At 47.3% G+C, this 16,438-nt stretch carries 13 protein-coding genes (1 of these 13 only partly in view); 8 read left to right on the forward strand and 5 right to left on the reverse strand.

What is annotated here, in order from left to right:
* Positions 1–609 carry the 3' portion of an FUSC family protein gene (locus ACO05Z_RS13880; protein ID WP_421902765.1) on the forward strand. Its footprint begins 453 nt before the window's first position, so 609 of the gene's 1,062 nt are visible here — the last part of the coding sequence; its start codon lies off the left edge, out of view; it ends in the stop codon at positions 607–609.
* Here the strand turns inward: ACO05Z_RS13880 and ACO05Z_RS13885 are convergent.
* Positions 606–1,313 (reverse strand): lipid-binding SYLF domain-containing protein, encoded by a 708-nt coding sequence (locus ACO05Z_RS13885; protein WP_421902766.1) that lies wholly within the window; start codon positions 1,311–1,313, stop codon positions 606–608. The two genes, ACO05Z_RS13880 and ACO05Z_RS13885, sit on opposite strands and share 4 nt — an antisense overlap.
* A 156-nt stretch (positions 1,314–1,469) precedes the next feature.
* Between ACO05Z_RS13885 and ACO05Z_RS13890 the strand changes: the two genes are divergently transcribed.
* Both ACO05Z_RS13890 and ACO05Z_RS13895 read left to right on the forward strand, forming a co-directional pair.
* Positions 1,470–2,363 (forward strand): AraC family transcriptional regulator, encoded by an 894-nt coding sequence (locus tag ACO05Z_RS13890; protein WP_421902767.1) that lies wholly within the window; start codon positions 1,470–1,472, stop codon positions 2,361–2,363.
* A 25-nt stretch (positions 2,364–2,388) separates the two neighbouring features.
* Positions 2,389–2,850 (forward strand): AraC family transcriptional regulator, encoded by a 462-nt coding sequence (locus ACO05Z_RS13895; protein WP_421902768.1) that lies wholly within the window; start codon positions 2,389–2,391, stop codon positions 2,848–2,850.
* Positions 2,851–2,915: 65 nt separating this feature from the next.
* Here ACO05Z_RS13895 and ACO05Z_RS13900 read toward each other — a convergent pair whose 3' ends face one another.
* The 3 genes from ACO05Z_RS13900 to asnS all read right to left on the reverse strand — a co-directional run bounded on the left by ACO05Z_RS13900 (position 2,916) and on the right by asnS (position 6,174).
* A complete protein-coding gene (locus tag ACO05Z_RS13900; protein WP_421902769.1) occupies positions 2,916–3,794 on the reverse strand; it encodes a hypothetical protein in 879 nt (292 codons plus the stop codon).
* A gap of 61 nt (positions 3,795–3,855) precedes the next feature.
* Positions 3,856–4,737, reverse strand: coding sequence for a helix-turn-helix transcriptional regulator (locus ACO05Z_RS13905; RefSeq protein ID WP_421902770.1), 882 nt, complete (start codon positions 4,735–4,737; stop codon positions 3,856–3,858).
* A 45-nt stretch (positions 4,738–4,782) separates the two neighbouring features.
* A complete protein-coding gene (gene asnS, locus ACO05Z_RS13910) occupies positions 4,783–6,174 on the reverse strand; it encodes an asparagine--tRNA ligase (RefSeq protein ID WP_421902771.1) in 1,392 nt (463 codons plus the stop codon).
* 247 nt (positions 6,175–6,421) lie between these two features.
* Between asnS and ACO05Z_RS13915 the strand changes: the two genes are divergently transcribed.
* From ACO05Z_RS13915 to ACO05Z_RS13925, 3 genes are all read left to right on the forward strand, one after another.
* Positions 6,422–6,919, forward strand: coding sequence for a rubrerythrin family protein (locus tag ACO05Z_RS13915; protein ID WP_421902772.1), 498 nt, complete (start codon positions 6,422–6,424; stop codon positions 6,917–6,919).
* Between the two features lie 208 nt (positions 6,920–7,127).
* Positions 7,128–8,927: a signal recognition particle-docking protein FtsY gene (gene ftsY / locus ACO05Z_RS13920; protein ID WP_421902773.1), complete on the forward strand. Its 1,800-nt coding sequence runs from the start codon at positions 7,128–7,130 to the stop codon at positions 8,925–8,927.
* Positions 8,928–9,114: 187 nt separating this feature from the next.
* Positions 9,115–11,127: a hypothetical protein gene (locus ACO05Z_RS13925; RefSeq protein ID WP_421902774.1), complete on the forward strand. Its 2,013-nt coding sequence runs from the start codon at positions 9,115–9,117 to the stop codon at positions 11,125–11,127.
* A gap of 55 nt (positions 11,128–11,182) precedes the next feature.
* Here the strand turns inward: ACO05Z_RS13925 and ACO05Z_RS13930 are convergent, their stop codons facing one another.
* The gene (locus tag ACO05Z_RS13930) at positions 11,183–12,013 is read right to left on the reverse strand and encodes a pseudouridine synthase (protein WP_421902775.1); all 831 of its coding nucleotides are present in this window, start codon (positions 12,011–12,013) and stop codon (positions 11,183–11,185) included.
* A 192-nt stretch (positions 12,014–12,205) separates the two neighbouring features.
* On the opposite strand from ACO05Z_RS13930, the gene ACO05Z_RS13935 reads away from it, so the two are divergent.
* Entirely contained in the window at positions 12,206–13,120 is a 915-nt protein-coding gene (locus ACO05Z_RS13935) for a DMT family transporter (RefSeq protein ID WP_421902776.1), read from the forward strand.
* Between the two features lie 48 nt (positions 13,121–13,168).
* Positions 13,169–16,348: a UvrD-helicase domain-containing protein gene (locus ACO05Z_RS13940; RefSeq protein WP_421902777.1), complete on the forward strand. Its 3,180-nt coding sequence runs from the start codon at positions 13,169–13,171 to the stop codon at positions 16,346–16,348.
* Positions 16,349–16,438: the final 90 nt, after the last annotated feature.

Raw genomic sequence — 16,438 nt, forward strand, 5'->3', positions numbered from 1 at the left:
ATTACAATCTGGCCAATGCGTGCATCGGAGACATTAAAAAAAGAACTCTTTAATCAATTTGAAGAATGTGCTGCTAATTATGAAACCCTGATGGAAGGCTTTCTTGATAAACAAAGCTGCCTTATCCCCAGTGCGCTTGAAGCATTCAACAGCAGACTGGCCAAAAACCGTGAAACCTATGCCAAGGTAATCCGCCTTGAAAGATTCATATATATTGAAGACACTCAGCTGCTGGGCATGAAAGTCGAAATTCTGGAGAAATGTGCATCACACTTGCGGGCCATGCTCCATGCCTTAAGCCACGTACATGGCGAAGGCTATCATATCATTATGGAAGACGAACTTCGCCAGCTGGCAAAAGCCACTGCCCAAGCCATGCGCGATATCGGTTCAAAAAGAATTCCTGATGAAAAATCGCTGCACGAAGCACTTGTTGCCTCACAAAAAAGACTGGAGACTCTCAGAAATGAAGGAGCAACGCGCAGATTCTATCTACAGAAGATGATCCAGTTCTTTGCTTTTTATCACAGCGCACAATTCATTTGTGAAGACCTGCTCCGCTACACACGAGAAAGAAAAAAAATTAACGCCAAGCTGGTTAAGAACTAGTACACACCAGCCAGACTAAGCAGAAGCTCATCAGCTTCAGGCTTGTCGTGCTTATGAGTCATAAGCAACTCACGGACACTGACTTTCTTGCCGTAATACCTTTTATTGAAATCATTACTGATCATGAACGCTCCGGTGCGGTAAGTCATGCCACCGTAAGCACCGGCTTGATCAACCAGAAGTATTATATTCCCTTCCGCATCGAAGGTTCCACGATTACTGCGGTCGGCATCATGTCCCACTGCCAAATCCGCACCTAACGAAAGGTCTATCTTTCCACCAAGCGCATCTTCCAAGGCCTGATCATCCATAAGAAATACCAGCAGTGTTTTGCCTTCCACTCCGCCCTGAAAGCCGATATCTATTCCGGCCATATTGAAAAAAGCAGGCCCGTTCCAGAACCCGGTCTCATCCTTGGCGCAAAGAACACCCGGACCGACCTCAGCCCCGACCATAAAAGCTGCCTTGTACACATCGGGGAAGATGAACACTGCTCGCGATTCCTCCAACAAATGATCAATATGCGGCCAGTTATCTTTGGCCCTCATTTGATTGAGCGCACAAGCAGAGGAATCAACAATACGCTGCATTACCGATGAAGAATTGCTGACGCAGGGATTGCCCACAAACTTTTTCACAGGAGTACAGGAACAGAATATCACTATTGTAAGCCCCAACAGGACTGTTAATATCTTTTTAATCATGCCTCATCCTAACCTTAGATGAATAAAATCATCAACCAGAGACGAGGTCACATATCTATCCTTTTCAATAAAATTTACGAATGATAAAAAATGTCATGTCAAAGTCAGCAAAACATGTTTAGTAAATATTAACTAAACACATTTGAGGAAAAATAAATGTCTACCATATTGAAACCGTATAATGAAAGAATGATGGAGGTACTGATCTACATCCAGCGCAATCTGGATGGAGACCTATCTCCGGAAATACTGGCTGAGCAAGCCTGTTTTTCTGTTGCCCACTTCCATCGCATTTTCAAAGGCATGGTCGGCGAAAGTTTGAAAGAACATGTACGCCGACTGCGCTTGGAACGAGCTTCTTATCGACTTTGCTACTCAGACACCACTGTTATGGAGATTGCCCTTGATGCCGGATTTGAATCCCCGGAAACATTCAGCAGGGCATTCAAAAAAAGATTTCTGGTTTCCCCCAGCGACTTCAGAAACAGCTCACGGGCCATGCTTGCGCCCGGGGGTGACGGTAAAATCCATTACCGCCCGGATCCAAGCATTGAAGGTTTCGAACTGGATGAAACCCCGCTTTCCTGCAAAGTGGAAATCCGCACTCGAGAGGATGTACAGGTTGTGTTTATCCGCCACGTTGGACCCTACCTTAAGGTGGTTAAAGCATGGGAAAAGCTTTGTGGGTGGGGTTATGGAAATGGTCTGCTTTCAGAAAAGACAGAATTTCTCGGACTCTCATACGATGACCCGGACATCACCCCGGAAGGGAAGATACGGTACGATGCCTGTTTTACCATTGATGAAGAGGTTGAAACACCTCCGGAAATGGGAATTCAGGTTATCCCCGGCGGTAAATATGCAGTTACAACTCATTACGGACTTTACGAAAAAATGCACGGTATTTACCGGGAGCTTTACGGTAAATGGTTACCCAGTAGTGGTTATCAGCTGAAAAACACCATTCCTTCATTTGAAAAATATATAAAAGTAGCACCAGATGTTCCGCCCGAGGAAGCGGTTACGGAAATCTGGCTAGCCGTTTATTAATAATTTAAAAAATAGGAGCGCTAAAATGGACGTACAAATCTGGACCCTTGACCCTGCTAAAATGGCTTATGCTGAACATGTCGGACCGTATGAAGAAGTAGGCAAAGCTTGGGAAAGACTCTGCGGATGGGCTGGCCCCAATGGTGTTTTCAATGAAAAAACCAGATTCTACGGCGTATATCACGATGACCCGGGACAGGTTCCTGCTGAAGAACTACGCTCCGAAGCCTGCATTACTTTGGAAAATGAAGTCAAAGTTCCCGCTGAAATCAAACTTAAAGATTTCCCCGGAGGCAAATATGCAGTCACCACCCACCTCGGGCCATACGAAAAACTCAAAGATTCTTGGACTGAATTTTATGAAAAATGGCTCCCGCAGAGTGGCGAAACTCATGCAGAAGCACCCTGCTATGAGCAGTATATGAACGACCCCAACAACACAAAACCAGAGCATCTGGTTACACTACTACTCATGCCTTTGAAGTAGAACACTAAAATTATGCCCCGCATCCGTATTAACGTTTGCGGGGCATATTGCTTTAATTGCTCAGACTAATAACTGGCAATCATGACTTTATTTTCCATCATCATGGGAATCCAGAGTCTTTTCCCTTTCAGATCCAGATAAAAATCAGCAGGACCGCCAATCTTTTCGCCAAGATTAAGCACGGAAAGCTTTCCTGTTTCAACATCCTGTTTGATCAAAACACCTTCTTTTTTAAAATCGACCCAGTCGGAAAATATTATATTTCCGTCATGATAAACCATTCCGTCGTAGAGTCCATTTCGCAGGCTGATCTTCTCGAAGTTAAACTTACCATCAACAATATGCCCTTTACCAACAATTCCATTAGGCTGGTGATCTTTACCAAATGAGCAAAAATAAATTGTTCCGGTCTTGAAATCGTAAGAGAGGCCGTTAGGACCGAATAAGTCGAAATCACACTCAAGTCTGGTGAAATTATGAGCTGAAGAAACATCTAAAAGATAAAGGACGCCGATATCCATGGCCGAGACAAGCAGCTTATGCTCGCCAACCGCAACGAGGCCATTCAGGAACGAAGTCCCTTCACCGGAAAAATCAACATCAGCCACCTGCTTTCCATCTAACACGGAATACCCCTTGATCCGGTCAATATCAGCCACATAAAGAATATCGTTAAGCACGACCATTCCTTTAGGCGCATTCAGTCCCTTAATGAACTTGCGATCAAGAACCTTTCCTTCATGAGAGAGTCGGGAAATATACCCATCTCCATCTTTATCCATTGGCTTGAGCTCTTCCCCCACATTGGAAACATAGAAATAATGGCCGTCCGAGGTCACACTTTCCGGTGATGAAAAACCATCTACGACAATAGTTTTTGTTGAGCAGGCTACGAGCTGCAGGACCGCTAAAAGACAAATTGCAATGATTACATATTTACGCATAAACTTTCTCCTTGTTCTGTTTGAAGAAAAGCTAGCGTAAAGCGACGGATAGGACTTGCGTTTAAAGACCAGATTTTGCTGAATTTAGTTCAGCGCGATATTCACGGGGAGTTACGCCGTAATTTTTACGGAAGAGAGTGCTGAAGTGGGATAAACTTTCGTAGCCTGATTCATAAGAAATTTCGGTAATACTCTTAGCGGAATTGCGGATAAGCTGCTCGGCCCAAGACATGCGGCGCTCACGAATCCAGCGTGCAGGGGTGGTGTTAAACGTTTTTTTGAATTCACGTTTAAATGAAGAAAGGCTGCGCCCGGAAAGTTCGGCCATTGTTTCCAAACTGATATTTTTATTAAAATACCGCTCCATGACCTCGGATAAATCGCCCCTGCTCCGGTTTCTGCAGGAAATCAAAAAATTGATAAACTCATCATTACCCGGTGTGGTACATATATAATGTAGCAGTTCCTGAACTTTCAGCCGTAAAAATTCATCATTTTTACCCAACGGGGAATCAAATAAGGAGAGCATGGATGAAAGATATATGCTGACCTGTTCCGTCACATTGATGCAAAATGCGGAACAATCCGTAGAAGCGAGCGGACTCCCTTCTGGAGAAAGCTTCTCAACAAAATTACTCAGCATGCTGTCATCAAAAAAGAAAAGGACAGTATCAAATGTCCCGCCATCTTCCGGAATCATCTCCGACATAAGATGACAGCCCTTGCGGACAAAAAAAGCTTCACCTTTACGGATCACCATATCCCCGTCAGCAGAATGGATATACTTTTCTCCCTCAAGCACAAAGACGAGTGAGTGCTGCGAAACACAAACTTCATGCCTGATCTCTGATTTCCTGCTCTGAAATTGTACAAAGGTGATTCCATCCACAGTGATATCAGCGAATTCAGGGGAATTATGAATAAAACGGGGTATTGTCAGCATGGGAAAGAAAAGGGCCGTACAATACGGCCCTTTAGTATTTAATGATTAGAATTCAAGGTGCTTGGGTGTTCTGGGGAACGGAATAACATCACGGATATTGGTCACACCAGTGAGCAGCATGAGCATGCGTTCGAAGCCCATACCGAATCCCGCGTGCGGTGCGGTTCCGAAACGGCGGGTATCAAGATACCACCAGTAATCTTCAGAATCCATTCCGGTTTCAGCAATTCTTGCTTCCAGAACATCAAGCCTTTCTTCACGCTGAGAGCCACCTACCAGCTCACCGATTCTGGGAACCAGCAGGTCCATGGCAGCCACGGTCTTATCATCATCGTTCACACGCATGTAGAAGGGTTTGATTTCCTTGGGGTAATCGTAAACGATGACTGGTTTCTTGAAATGTTTCTCAGTAAGATATCTTTCGTGCTCGGTCTGCAGGTCCTGACCATATTCAGGATAATATTCAAATTTCTTAGCCTTCTTGCAGCGCTGGAGCAGGTTGACTGCGTCCTCGTAACGGATGCGTTCAAAGTCGTTATCAAGGGTGTTACGCAGAGTATCCATCAAAGTTTTGTCCACAAATTTGGCGAACAGTTCGATGTCGTCAGCGCATTTATCGAGAACATGGTTGATCAGATATTTAACCATTTCCTCGCCGAGATCCATGTTATCGTTAAGATCAGCAAAAGCCACTTCAGGTTCAATCATCCAAAACTCGGCAGCGTGACGCGGAGTATTGGATTTTTCAGCACGGAAAGTAGGACCGAAAGTGTAAACCTGTCCGAGGGAAAGCGCATACATTTCAGCATCAAGCTGACCGGAAACAGTCAGGTGTGCCTCTTTTCCAAAAAAATCATTGTTGGCCTGCTCTTCTTTCTTCATAGAGGAAAGGGCACCGTGATCAAGGGAGGTAACCCGGAACATTTCACCTGCGCCCTCACAGTCGGAGCCGGTAATAATCGGGGTATGTACGTAGAAAAATCCTTTATCGCGGAAAAACATATGGATCGCGTAGGAAAGCTCGGAACGGATGCGGAACATGGCTCCGAATTTATTTGTGCGCGGACGCAGATGCGCAATTGACCGCAAGAACTCATCAGAATGGCGTTTCTTCTGCAGCGGAAAAGTCTCAGGATCAGCAAAGCCGACCATCTCGACAGACTTGCCGCGCACTTCCCACTTCTGGCCCTTACCCGGAGATTCAACCAGCTCGCCAACTACGCTAACTGATGCTCCGGTGGAAATTTTCTCCAGCTCAGCTTCAATTTCAGGAGTATGATCGATGATCACCTGCACATTCTTCAAACAGGAACCGTCGTTAACCTCCAGAAATGAAAAGCCTTTATTGGCACGCTTGGTGCGGACCCAACCTTTGACCAGAATTTCAGACGCAGCACTTTCCGCATTCAAAATATCTTTAACGCATGTTCTTCTCATAAATTGTCTCCAATCACTCGGTTTTGCGCCGATAATTGCGCTTCGCGTAAGATGTAGCTGCTAGACGGGCAAATTTCAACAAACTTATGCATCATTAATATATAGCAACTGGAGTTGAAATTTTTTCTTCAAATTTTTCCATTTTTCACTTGCATTTCATAACAGGAATCGTTACTAATTATTTCAACGAAACGGAACAAAGATTTTAACCATAAATTCACACTCAAATTGAACAAGGAGAATTCCAATGAGCAAGACACTTGAAAACCTCAAAGCAGCTTTCGCAGGCGAGTCCCAGGCTAACCGTAAATACCTCGCTTTCGCAGAAAAAGCAGAATCCGAAGGTAAGCCCGGTGTTGCAAAACTCTTCCGCGCAGCTGCTGCCGCTGAAACCATTCATGCTCACGCACATCTTCGCCTCATGAAAGGTATCGGTACTACCGAAGAAAACCTCAAACAGGCTATCGAAGGCGAAAGCTACGAATTCGAATCCATGTACCCTGAGATGATGGAAGATGCCAAAGCCGAAGGTGAAAACGCAGTTCTCCGCTACTTCGGTTTTGCAAACGAAGCAGAAAAAATTCACGCAAACCTTTACACTGAAGCACTCAATGCTGACGGTGACGTTTTCGCAGAAGCAGAGTTCTACATCTGTTCCGTGTGTGGTCACACCCAGAACGGTGCAGCCACCGAAAAATGCCCCATCTGTGGAGCTGCCCCCAAGGCTTACCACAAAGTGGACTAAAACCACCTCTTTCAGATACCTCTTCAGCCCCGCCCGCTACCATGCGTGCGGGGCTTTTTTCATTCATTAAATAAAGAAGCCCTAGACTAATTCCATTGAGTACCTATTTGTAATGCTGACAGTGAAATAAGCCGAAACCGGACGGTTGCGCATCCGGGATTACTGCGCTATCTTCGCCTGTTCAAAATAGACTGCAAAGGGGATTTCAATGGGATTCTTTTCGAAAGTAAAAAAATTATGGAGCAGCCCGGAGGATAGGGCTGAACAAGCACTTAAAGATTATCTCGGCGATGATTATGAGCCGGAAGAAAAAGTAGAAGAACCGGAAGAAAAAGCCGAACCGGAGCCGGAACCGACTCCTGAGCCGGAGCCTGTTGTTGAAGCTGAGCCGGAAGTTGCGGAAGAAGCACCCGTAGAGGAAGAGCCAGTATTTGAAACACAACCGGAAGCGGTTGAGGAAAAGGCTGAAATCCCGGTAGAAGAACCGATTCTCGAAGAGCCTGCCGCAGAACCCGAGGTTGTGGCTGAGCCTGAAATTTCATTTGAAGAACCTGCCCCTGAGCCGGAAGCTGTTGAAGAAACTCCTGTTGTAGAAGCAGCACCTGTTGCCGAGCCGGAACCGGAAGTTGTCGCGGAAACTCCTGTTGTTGAAGATAAATCAGAACCTGTTGCCGAACCGGAGCCGGATGAAACCGACGAAGCTCCCGTAGTGGAAGCTGCACCTGTTGCCGAAAAGCCCGCAGCTCCAGCCGGACCGACCATTCTTGAACCGGTCATGGAGACCGAAGCACAGCCTGCGGAAGATAAACCGCAATGGCAAATTGAGCTGACTAAATCCCTGCAACAGGCAGAACCGCGCCTTTCCGTATGGCTGGGCCTGATCCTTGAAGGCATCGAAGAAGCCGGAGACGATCTCTGGGACCGCCTCTCCTTCCTGCTGGAAGCTCTTGAAGCACCGAAGAACGAAGCAGAAGACTTCATCACCCGCTTCAAAGACTGGCTTGAAGACATGGACTACGAGTATGTGGACGATTTCCGCTCCGAACTCCAATACCGTCTGGCCCTTGCCCTCGAACTTGAGGATGAGGAAGATGAGCGCAGCCGCTTGTTCATCAAGCTTTCCGAAGGTCTGAACAAGACCCGCGAGCAGATCACCAAGCGCATCGACTCCATGCTTTCCAGCCACACCGCCTTTGATGACGATTTCTGGGAAGAATTCGAAGAAATCCTGATCATGGCTGATGTTGGCTATGACGCTTCCATGGAACTTGTGGAACGCATGAAAGAACGTGTCCGCAAATCAGGTGAAACCAACCCTGAGAGTTTCAAAGATCTTCTGCGCGAAGAACTGGACGAAATCTTCAAGGTTCCCAAACGCATTAAAGCATTCAACCCGCCGGAAGTTGTCATGATGATCGGCGTAAACGGTGTTGGTAAAACCACCACTATCGCCAAGCTGGCCCACCGTGCCCAGATGCAGGGCCGCAAGGTTCTCATCGTTGCCGGTGATACTTTCCGCGCCGCAGCAATCGGTCAGCTGGAAGTATGGGCCCGCCGAGTTGGTGCCGGCTTCTACGCCAAGTCAGAAGGTTCCGACCCCGCAGCAGTAGCATTCGAAGCCATCGATTACGCAGTAAAGAACGGCTACGATCTCATGCTGCTCGACACAGCCGGACGTCTGCATAACAAAGCAAACCTCATGGAAGAACTGCACAAGATCCGCAGGGTCCTCGGCAAGAAGCATGATGAAGCACCGCACCGCAGCGTGCTGGTCATTGATGCCACCACCGGACAGAATGCCCTCTCCCAGACCAAGATATTCAACGAGGAAATCGGCGTTGATGAACTGATCCTGACCAAGCTTGACGGTACAGCTAAAGGCGGCGTCATGATCGCAGTGACCATGCAACACAAAATACCCATTACCCACATCGGCTTGGGTGAGAAAATGGAAGACCTCAGGCCGTTTAATGGCGAAGACTTTGCCAAGGCATTGTTGCTGTCATAACCACAACAAGCTTTAATAACGCTAGAAACCGCTCGACTCACAGTCGGGCGGTTTTTTGTTTTGAGATTCAAATTGCAACCTTAAAAATACTTCACAAAACATTAGCCAGCCTTTATACGGCCAGTTCTATAAACAATCTCATCTTATCAAAGCCGAGTTAACACCTAAGATCATAAAAAATATCATCATGAAAAGACTGCTTATTCTATTACTGTTTTTGTTCCTTGCTGCCTGCACCACACTGGCCGATCAAATGCAAACAAGCCTGCACAGCCACGATTTCAACACTGCCCTTGCGATGCTTGAAGAAAAAGGCGTCGGCATATCAGTGAGTCCTGATGCCGATGAAGAGGACCTGCTCGCCAGAAAAGTATATGAAAACGCTGTTTACAAATACTACAAGAAAAGAATTGATGACCAGTTGGACCTTGGCAACCTTAGACGAGCATACGATCTTTCAGTTGAGGCGAACTCGCATTGCCCGTGGTCGGAAGGAATCCTAAAAACAGAGTCCGGTTTAAAATCTAAGGTCGCAATTCTGGATTCATTACAGAAAAAATGGGAGCTGAAGGCACAAGGAACAAAACTTGATCCAACTACAGCAGAATCTGCATTCAAAGACCTTATCGGATCATATCAAATTTTGAACGACACCCCGCTCCTTGCGAATCTGTTAGACCGATCCACCGTCACCCTGCTCCACCAATGGGCAGTGGAACTTAAAGCAAGCAATCAAAGATTGACCGAATCTAAAATAAACGAATTTGCCACTGCACTGGATGATTTCCCCAACATTGATGAAAATAAAATTGCTTTGATCTTGGCCTTGAATAACTTGGCGACCATAAACAAGATCAACAAAAAGCGGAGTAATAAATATTCCAAACTGGATGATTCAGCTCAAAAAGCATTAAATGACTTGGCTGTATTTTTTGGAAATGGACAGGATTTTACACTGCTAAAAGAATGTTATGAGTCGACCAAAAGTGTTTTTGTTGCATGGACAGACTCGCATCTTGCAAAACTGTTGGAAAATGCAAATGTCTCATTCTCTTTAATCAACTCATCTGAAATAATCTTGGAATCTGTTCCGTTTATTGAACAGAAGAAAATATCTTATCCTCTGGCAAAAGCCCACCTGACCCGGGCAGAGGCAATTGCCGGCAAGAGTAAAGCCGCAGCAATTGCGCTGCTGCACGTTCAACGTATCAGTGAGCTTTCACCCACTCTTTACGCAAAATACGGCAAAGCAATCGCACGAAAGGCAGAAGCAAGCATAAAGTCCAGCAGGCCCGTTCAATCTGCGATCAACATTGGGGCCACCACGTCGACTTCCCTCAATGCCAGCGATTTGGTTGAACAGCTTTTCAAATCCGGGGTCAACATACAAACAAAAGACTATTTCCAATGGGCATGGAAGACAGGACAAGCGACCAACTGTAGTACTGACGTTTATTTTTCAGATATCACTAAATATATTCCTGCAACATGCGAGCTTAACATCATTAATTCAAGCTTCCTATCCCACTATCAGGATGTACCAAACCCGGAAAAACAAAGACTGGGTTCAAAGTTACAAAACGCTGATCAGGATGTACGAAACGCAAAATGGAATTATGACAGCGCAGTATCATCACACAACATATCTCCCAGCGACTACAGCCTAAGCAATGTAAACTGGGCTTATGACCAATATTCAAGCGCATTAAACAACTACAACAATATCCTGAGACAATATAATCTGGAACCGATGACCATACAGGAACCTGTATATATGGATTATCAATTTGAACAAGGCACAGTAAAATCAGGCTGGGCAGTGATAACAAAGATAAAATCGGGAGAAAGGCTGGAGACGCTTTGCAATGAGGAAGTACAGACCGACTTTGTCAGGCAGGGCTCAAATATAAACGATGTCAATTTCAAATACCGTGGTGATGACCCCATAAATTTAGATTCCTCGGGCAAAGCCATGCGTAACAGACTTGAAACCGTTATTCGTTCCACGGTAAATAATTTCATTTCAACAGTCGTCCCGGTAGAAATCAAGTTCTCCAAAGTCGGGAAGGAAGAACAAATCATTCTGAATGGAATTTATCAGCCCTTTGGGCCGATGATGGAGAATATTTCAGAAACATGGATTCATACTGCATTTCAAAAATCACATTTGCAGGCGAAACTGGAAAATTCAGTTAGATAAAAATAAGCTACAGCATATAAAAATCCCCTTGAAGGTCAGCTTCAAGGGGATTCATTTATTCCCAGCCAGTCTCACAAACCGCCTCAAATCCGGGCAGGACAATCTTGCGGTGATGCAGGAACATCCTGTCTGCACCATCTTCATGGCCGTAAATGGGATCACCTAATATGGGGAATCCAGCATGGGCGAGATGTACCCTGATCTGATGGCGGGCACCTTTGGCAATACGCACCTGTAAAAGAGATGTGCCGTCTTCGTAACTTTCCAGAAAGTCCACACTGGACCAGCGCTCGGACGGAGCCTGTTCATCCAATACCTTGGTGCGCTTGCGGTTAGCGGTATCTAACCTGTTTTTAACAATAAAAGATTCATCAGGGATGCCGTGCACTTTAGCATGGTAAATTTTATCCACTGTGCCGGAATCCTCATACTTACGAAATTCATTTTCCCGCTCTACCCCGAAAGCGACCAGCAGCATTCCCGAAGTAAGAAAATCCAAGCGATTGGCAAGAATGGGGTCCTGCCCCGGAAATATTCCGGCCAGACATTCTTCCACGGACGGTTCCGCGCTTCCGGCAACCATCGCAGAGTGCAACCCTTCCGGCTTATAAACAGCCCCGAATCCTTCGCCCTGCCTGACAACTTTCACCCGCGCTAAAATCTCCACGGCGCAGGAACGCTCCTCAACATCCAGCAAAACAACTTCCGCGCCGGGAAACATCTTTAATCCCGAACGGCAGCTACGCCCATTGACCATCACAAAGCCGTTTTCAATCAACCGCCTGCGTTCGCGCAATCCGCTCTCCGGCAAGAGCTTGAGTAGAAATTTATCCAAACGCAGCCCTTCGTCGCTGTCATCCGCTATAATTCTGTCAATTTCGTTCAATTTTTTATCTTCCGTTTCTGTTAGCTGATTACCGTTCCAATTTATTAAACAGGGTTTACGCTGCAAGGGAAACAGCATACAACTCACTAAGTGTAATGGAATTTATTTAAGCTGCCGTTTTTATAGCAAGTACCTACTTCTAAGCTGACAAACGGCCTTGATCAACCTTTTCCCAAGATAGCAGGTTTTGCCGTGAATATTAAAGGCTGTATTTTCGTCATTTGTGCCGCGATCATGTGGGGGCTGATCGGCCCTATTTCTAAATTCCCCATTGAGCAGGGAGTAGCACCACTTGAGAATGCCTTCTGGCGGGCAGTTTTCGCATGGATGCTCTTTGCTGTCCACGCCTGCCGCATCCGGGCTGTAAAAATCGACATCAAGGACCTGCCCCAGATCATCGGGTTCGGTTTTGTGGGCGTAACCATCTTTTACGGTTCTTACCAGTTGGCGGTAGAGGACGTAGGAGCTGCTCTGGCCTCGGTACTGCTCTACACAGCCCCGGCATGGGTCGCTTTTATGTCATGGCTGCTGCTGGGCGAAAAAATGACCACAGTAAAAATTTCCGCCATGCTGATCACCATCTTCGGGGTAGCCTGCGTATCTCTTGGACCCCAGATTTTCGGAACAGGAACCAAGATGACCTTTACTTTACCGGGCATCATTTTCGGCCTCACTTCCGGATTCACCTACGCCCTTTATTATATATACGGCAAAACCATTTTCTCCCGCTACACCACGCCGACTATATTTCTATACGCCCTGCCCATCGGGGCACTCTGTTTACTGCCGACTTTTGATTTCTCACCCAAGACCGGGACATCTTGGGCCAGCATCATCGCGCTGGCTGTAATCTGTACCTACGGGGCCTACTCGGTTTATTACGCAGGCCTGAAATGGCTGGAACCTACCGCCGCCTCGGTAATAGCCACCATCGAACCGGTAATCGCCGCCATACTGGCATGGCTCTGGTGGAACGAAAGCTTCGACTGGACCGGATACATCGGCAGTGCTTTGATTATTTCTGCAGTGTTAATGATTGTAATGGAAAAGAGAATTGAAGAATATTTTGCCTCTGGCGGCTTAAGCCCTTTTTCCAAAAGGGTTTAAGAATCCCAAAACTTTATATTAAGGCTTCGCCGCTTCGTACGAGATACAATGCTTAAACAAGTCAAAGCTTCAGCTGGTTCTGGTAAGACATACGAACTTACCGGACGTTTTTTATCCCTCTTAGCAGGGGCGCAGGAAGAAGATTCCGTTCCGGTCTGCAAAAGCTCACAAGGCAAAGGTTACTGGTGGCCTGAAATCATGGCCGTGACCTTCACCAATAAAGCTGCGGCTGAAATGAAAGAACGTGTGATCCGTTCCCTTAAAAACCGCGCCTTGGATATAGAAGGTGACGGTTTGGGCGCGGACTGGAAACCGATAGACGCCAAGAAGCAGCTCATCCCCATTCTGCAACGCTACAATCGGCTGAATATCCGTACCATTGACAGCCTGCTGAACCTGCTGGTGCGTATCTTCGCCCTTGAATTGGGACTAAGCCCCGAATTTGAACTTCTCTTTGAACCGCAAGCGTTGTTTGAACCCAACTTCAACAAATTTTTAGCCCAGTGCGAAGAAGGTGATCTGCTACGCAAAGAACTGCTCGATGACGCTGTGGACAGTCTCGTTCTCAAGGAAGATAAGCAAGGGTTCTGGCTGGCCGAACAGATGCGCATGCGTTTGCTTTCCATCCTGACACACGTCATCGACCATCCGGCAAAAAGGCTAACTGATCAGGAAGAGATTGCCGGACTGCTGCAAATTGAATTTGACGCCTTCCAAAAAGCCGTGCGCGATTTGTCCGCACTCATTGATACAGACAAGCTGGCAGCCTCGGCGCACCTGAAAAAATATCTGGCCCATGCCGCAAAAATCGATTTCATGGACCTGCCCAAGGAATCGACCATGGTCGCCAAGGACAGCTTTGAGGATTGCGTTAACAAAAAATCCAAGGGAGACATCGGCTCCTATCATGAAAAGATATATGCCGACCTGAAACAGGCTCATGAAATTTACCGCGATAAAGCAACAATCCTGCGCGGAGCCTATGCGCTTGCTCCTTTCGTACGCATTGTAGAAGAAATCCGGGCCGACATCATCGAATACCAGACCCGCAACGGTATGCTTCTCAGTGCGGACCTGCCCAAGGTAGCAAGTTATGTCCTGCAAGGCGGCAGCGCCCTACCCGATGCATTCTGCCGCATGGGTTCCCGCTTGCACCACATGCTGGTTGACGAATTCCAGGATACCAGCCTTGCCCAGTGGCAGGCCATGATCCCTTTGGCAATAGAATGTCTGGCCAAGCGCGGCAGCCTCTTTTACGTCGGTGACGTGAAGCAGGCCATTTACAGCTGGCGTGGAGGACGTTCGGAACTTTTTGATGAAGTGGGACAGGACCCGGAACTGAATGGACTGACTGAATTCACCCCGGCTAATCTTGATTACAACTGGCGCAGCCTTAAGCATGTCATCGGCTTCAACAACGAATTCTTCGATGCACTGGCTGATTATGATCTGGCCATGGACCTTGCGGAAAAACTGTATCCCAACGGACCGGAAGATCAACAAATTGAACTTGCCCAGCGTATTTCCCATTCCTTTGATAAAGCCTCCCAGCAACTGCCGCCAAATCAGGACCGCACAGGTGGCTACGTCAGGCTGCAACGGGTTTTCGCTTCAAGCTCACAGGAGATTGTGGATGAAACACGCCGCAACTTCGACCTGCTCATGGATGAACTGCTTCCCCGCCGCGAATACAAGGATATCTGCGTGCTTGTCCGTTCCAACGGACATGCCCAGCTGGTCTGCGACTGGCTGGTAGAAAAATCCATCCCGGTGATCACCGAGAACAGCCTGCAACTGGACCGCCATCCCATCGTGCGTCAGATAGTTTCCCTGCTCAAATTCCTTGATTATCCGCAGGATGACCTTGCATTTCTGGAATTCATCTGTGGACAGGAAATTTTCGGCACCATCTCTGATATTGAACACGACGACCTTTTCAAATGGCTGGCCGGACGGGACCGGGGACCGCTGCACCGCCGTTTTGCCGAGCAGTACCCGGACTTCTGGAACACGCATATTTCACCCTTCCTGCGCAAATCAGGGCTAATGACTCCCTACGACCTTGCCAGCGAAATGGTTTCCCGCTTCAAGCTCATCGAAACATACCCGCAGGATGAACTATACATACGCCGCTTCCTTGAGGTGGTTCACCTTGCCGAGGAAAAACGCGGCACATCACTGGCCGCCTTCCTTGATTTCTGGGAACTCTCCTCGGCTGAAGAAAAAGTCCCCCTGCCGGAATCAGTCAATGCGGTGCGCATCATGACCATCCACAAATCCAAGGGACTGGAATTCCCGGTTATCGTGGTGCCCTTCCATAACTGGTCCGTATCCGGCCCGGACACCTCGCTGGCGGATATCCAGATTGACGGGCAAACCATGCTCACCCCCATGTCCAGCTCACTCGGAGATATTTATTACGAAAACCGGACCCGCATGTTCAGCGAACAGCTTAACCTGCTCTACGTAGCTTGGACCCGTGCAGGTCAAGAGCTATACGGATTCCTGCCCTCGGAAAAAACTCGCGGAGTAAGCCCGGCCCTTGCGGCAATCGAACTGATCCTCGAAGGTAAATTCAATGACCTCGGTCTGCTGGAATATGGAATTACACCTAAAGCTGCTCAAGCTGAAAACAAAACCAATGAATCGGAATCAGCAGCAGAAGAACCGTGCAACGATTTCTGTGAAACGGATTCAGACAACCTCCCCGAACCGGAACTAATGGGCTGGCTGCCAAGGCTCCGAGTCTACCGCCATAACCTAGAAGATTATTCCTACGATGCACGCATGCGCGGAGAACTGGCTCACAATGCCATGGAAAACCTAATCCTCACCGGGGATGACGAAGCCGACTGCCGCCGTAGCGCCGAGGCCGCATTTGCCAAATTCCCGGCAGTGACCGAGGAAGAAGACGTGCTGGTACCGGAAGTCACAAACATGGCCCTGTGGGCCTTGTCAGAGCCGGATGTACGAGCTGCCATTGAGCGCGGCAGGCCGGAAGTAGCCATCATGGATACACAGGGCGAAACTCATCGCGCCGACCTGTTGCTTCTGGAAGATAAACAGGCCTTGGTAGTGGAATACAAAACAGGTCAACCCTCCCCGGAAAATGAGAAGCAGGTTAAAAGGTACCTGAAGTTACTCAGAGACATGTACGGCGAGGAGAAAAAGTTACGCGGTCTTCTCGTTTACTTGGACGGAAAATTTACCAGAGAAATAGTTCTATAGCTGAGATTTTAATGCGAAACGGCGAAGCCTACTAAAAAGTTTTGAGATTCTTAAACCCTTTTCCAAAAGGGTTTAAGGCTCTCGGCAGAG

The organism is Maridesulfovibrio sp., assembly GCF_965230075.1.
Lineage (GTDB): Bacteria > Desulfobacterota > Desulfovibrionia > Desulfovibrionales > Desulfovibrionaceae > Maridesulfovibrio.